This is a genomic window from Caldimonas taiwanensis NBRC 104434, from assembly GCF_001592165.1.
Taxonomy (GTDB): domain Bacteria; phylum Pseudomonadota; class Gammaproteobacteria; order Burkholderiales; family Burkholderiaceae_C; genus Caldimonas; species Caldimonas manganoxidans.
This window is the reverse complement of sequence record NZ_BCWK01000043.1, coordinates 1-4,153: the sequence shown is the minus strand read 5'-3', so window position 1 is coordinate 4,153 and position 4,153 is coordinate 1. Positions and strand designations below refer to the sequence as shown.

The window sequence follows — 4,153 nt, the reverse complement described above, 5'->3', positions numbered from 1 at the left end:
TCTCGCTGGAGGCCGTGGCAATGGAGTCGGTGCTGGCGCGCACTTGAGCCACCAAGCGGCGCAGCGACGCGCTCATTTGTGCCAGGCTGTCGAGCAAGCTGCCTTTGGGCGGCATGCCCAAGTCCACATCCAGGCGACCTTGTGCAATGGCACTCATGCAGCGTTGCGCCTCGGCCGGATCGCCACCGATTTGCTGCCGAATGCTGCGGCCCGCCAGCAGGCTCACGATGATGATCACGCTCAGCAATAGCCCGCCCAACAGCGCGGCTTGGGCGATTTCTGCGCGAGCAGCGGCGGCCAGGTCATCGAGATACAAGCCCGATCCGATCATCCAGTTCCAAGGTTTGAACGCCATGGCGTACTGGAGCTTGGGCACGGGTTCGGTTTGACCGGGGCGGGGGAAGTGCGTGTCGACGAAAGCACGCCCGTCCGAACTGGCGCGCAAGGCATCGGCGATGTCTTTGATCGGATGACGGCCCAGGCCGTCTTTGATTTTGTCGGCCATGTGCTGGCCGCGCCATTCGGGGCGGATGGGGTGCATCACGCCCACGCCGTCCAAAGTCCAGATATAGAAGTACTCTGATTTTCCATCCTGGCCGCCATAGCGTGCTTGTTCGATGGCGGCCGCAGCCGCTTGCTGGGCTTGCTCCTGGGTGATCTCGCCTTTTTGTGCTTTGGCATGAAAGCCGCTGGCGATGGCATACATGGATTCCACGGCGGCTTGAAGCATGGCGCGGCGGTCTTCAAGCAAGCGCTGGTAGGTGTTGTAGCCGTGGTACAGCGTGAGCAACACCACGCCAGCCAGGCTGGTGAGGATGATGCTGAAAATTTTCTGTTGGAAGCTCAAGCGATCGAACATGGGGCGACTCCGAAATCCTTGGGGGCAGGGCGCACGAGCGGCGCTGTGTCGTGGGTACGTTATCGGCTCGAGCGCACAAGGTTTGAGGCGCCACCGGATCGGCAGGTGTGATGAAACTCACGGCCGTCGCGAGGCCATCTCTGTGAGGGCGGCATGCATGAGCGCATGGCTTTCAGACGGAAGCCATGCGCATTCGAGCCGCAGGCCATCAGCCCAATTCGCCCTGCAGTCGAATGATGGCTTCGATGGTGCGGTTGCTGGCTTCAGCGAATGGGCTGCCGGGGCCGATGGCTTTGAGTGCCTGGTCCTGCCGTCCAGCGTTGATGTGCTCGGCAACCGTTGCGAGCGTGCGGTGGAACTGCGCGTGCTCATCCACGAGGGTTCGGAAGCTGGGGCGTGACCCCCAGCGTGCGCCGCCGGGGCCATGCAGCCAGCGTCCCAGCGCGCAGCGGTCGTCGCGGCACAGCGTGTTGGTGTCGAGCTTTTCTTTCTTCGCAATGGCCTGTCGCAGCTTGACTTTCCAGCTCCGGTGGGCTTCGACGGCTTGCGCGAAATCGAAGTCTTCGACTCGCTCGGTGACCAGACTGGCCGAGGCTTGCCGCTCGGCCATTTGTGGCAGGCGGAAGCGTTGCATGCGTTGCTGCAGGTGGTCGGTGAGCCGCTTCATGGTCTGCGCGGCGGCTGCCGTTTCTTCGACCAAGGCGGCGTTTTGTTGCGTGCTTTGGTCGAGCTCTTGAGCGGCCTGTCCGATTTGTTCCACGCCGAGAGCTTGTTCACGCGCTGCAGTGGCGATTTGACCGATCACGCGCCCGAGCTCTTGCGCGTCGCTCACCAGAGTTTCGATCGCTTGGTGGGCCTGAGCGACCACGTGGGACCCTTCGGTGGTGCGTTCGATGCTGGCCTGGATGAGCGATTTGATTTCGCGGGCGGCCGACGAGCTCCTTTGGGCGAGGTTGCGGACTTCTGCGGCCACCACGGCGAATCCCCGGCCGGCCTCGCCTGCGCGGGCTGCCTCGACGGCGGCGTTGAGTGCCAGGATGTTGGTTTGGAAGGCGATGCCGTCGATGGTGCCGATGATCTCGCCGATGCGTTGCGCCGAAGATTCGATGCCTCGCATGGTGTGCACCACTTGCTGCATGACTTGCCCGCCGTCGGCGGCTGCTTGGGCATTTCGCGCGGCCAGATCGGCTGCTTTTTCGGCGTGAAGGGCGGTGGACTTCACAGTGCCAGAAATCTGCTCCATCGTGGCGGCCGTTTGCTCGAGATTGGCCGCGGTGCGTTCGGTGCGGGCCGAAAGATCCATGGCGCCGCTGGCGATTTCCTCGGCAGAGTGCGTGATCTCGTCGCTGGTGTCTCGCACGTCACGCACCATCGATCGCAAGGACTCCTGGGTGGACCGCAAATCGTTCATGACCCGGGCGGCTTCGTCCTTGCCCCAAGGCGTGGGGTGTGTGGTGAGGTCTCCGTTGGCCATGGCGCGGATGTGTTTGGAGATTTCCCGCAGGCCGCCATCGACCACGAGGAAGAAGCAATAGATGAAGTAGGCCGCCAGGGTCAAACTCAGGAGCAGCAATACCAGGTAGGCCAGCAGATTGGCTGCATTGGCGCTGCGCTCGTGCGCCACGAGGGTTTCCAATCGATCGAGGAGTTCATCTTGCAGTTTGGCGACCGATTCGATGGCCTGCGTTCCGAGTTGCAGCACCTGAGCCTCTGGCGCTGCAGCGCCATCGCGCATCAGGCGCTCGATGCTTTGCACGGCGGATGTCTTCTGGGCCAGAGGATGATGCTCGTCGATGCGGGCCAAGGTGCGGTTCAGATCGAACAGACGTTCTTGGATGGCGGCGCTGGCAGCGGCGATGACCGGCGCGGCTTCATCTTGCGACACGCGGCCGGACTTGACGGCGGCCAAGGCGCCGCGCAGCCGGGCCACATGGTCGGCCAGACGCGAAAGTTCGACGTCGGCGGCATGCCATGCGTCTTGGATGTGCGGCCATGGCGAGTAATGAAGGCGTGAGACGCTGCTGGCCTGGGACTGCCAGTCGTAAAGCTGATCGAGCCACGCGTTGTGGCGGGCAAACACCTCGGTGGGCGTCCCGGTCATCGGCAGCTCTTGCCATGCGCGCGCCAAGGCTTCCCACGCGTCGCCCAGGGGTTTCCACTCGGCCTGTTGCAACACGCTTTGCAGCTTCGCGTTGGCCTGTTTCAAGGCTTCATCGTTGCTCAACGCAGCTTGCGTTCCGGCGAGGCCGGCTGCAGACAGTCTGCGCCGTTCGAGCATCAAATGGTGTACTTCGATGCTGCGTCGAAGCAGTTGTGTGCCAAGGGTGTGCCTGGACAGGGTTTCCCATTCAGTCCATTGGGTTTTGGCGGTCCAGATCACGAGCACCAACAAGGGCAGCAACAACAAGGCGCTGACCACCGATGCCTTGGAGTGAAACCTGAGATTGCGAAACCAACGCACCCCGAGTGCCCAGACTCCGTGATATGCGAAAAACCCCCCTTGGGCAGACGGTGGCTCGTTGTGTGTGCCGGATGATTTGTCGTCGAAATGACCTGTCAGATTCTCAGACTCGATGACGTGCATGAATGGTCTCCGGTGTTCTTTTTTTTTGGCGGCGATCAGGGGGTGATGGCGTCGGTGCAAGCCAATCCGACACTGGCGGACAACAGCAGGTTTTCGATGTCGAGCAAGATGAGCATGCGCTCGCCCACTTGCCCCAAGCCGGTGATGTAGCGTGCATCGACGGCGGCGGAGATTTCGGGGGCCGGGCGGATCTGGTCGGCGCTCAGCTCGGTCACGTCGCTGACCGCATCCACGACGATGCCAATCACCCGTTGACCGAAGGTGAGAATGATGGAGACGGTGAAGTCGTTGTATTCGACCTTCTCGCAGCCCATGCGCATGCGCATGTCCACGATCGGGACGATCACACCACGCAGGTTGAGCACACCCTTGATGTGCGCTGGGGCGTTGGCAATGCGGGTCGGCTCTTCGTAGCCCCGGATTTCCTGAACTTTCAGGATGTCGATCGCATATTCCTCGCTGCCCACGCGGAAGGTGAGGTATTCGCGGGTGGGTCCGCTCACGCGCTGCATGGCGGTGTGGCGTGCCGTGGGGGCTTGCAAAGTGGCGGGGGGGTGCATCATGCCCATGTTGGCTCCTGTTTCCTGATGACGCAGGTGTCGGTGACTTCGGCAAATCGAGCGTGGACTTGAGCGTTGCTTGGCCCTGTGCGCCGCAGGCCCCGGCGTGTGGCCGAGGCGGGGCTCAGCTTTCCATGGCGGGTTGCAAGC

At 62.5% G+C, this 4,153-nt stretch carries 3 protein-coding genes; all 3 read right to left on the bottom strand.

The features are described 5' to 3' along the window. The coding region (locus tag CTA01S_RS15715; protein WP_198150904.1) for a cache domain-containing protein at positions 1–859 on the bottom strand (859 nt) is incomplete at its 3' end. 208 nt (positions 860–1,067) lie between these two features. Continuing rightward, positions 1,068–3,278 (bottom strand): methyl-accepting chemotaxis protein, encoded by a 2,211-nt coding sequence (locus CTA01S_RS15710; RefSeq protein ID WP_232301102.1) that lies wholly within the window; start codon positions 3,276–3,278, stop codon positions 1,068–1,070. 200 nt (positions 3,279–3,478) lie between these two features. After that, entirely contained in the window at positions 3,479–3,955 is a 477-nt protein-coding gene (locus tag CTA01S_RS15705) for a chemotaxis protein CheW (protein ID WP_026330416.1), read from the bottom strand. Between the last annotated feature and the right edge of the window lie 198 nt (positions 3,956–4,153).

Coding starts and splice junctions, on each gene's coding strand:
- CTA01S_RS15705 (WP_026330416.1), bottom strand. CDS start 3,955: ATGCAGCGCGTGAGCGGACCCACCCGCGAATACCTCACCTTCCGCGTG.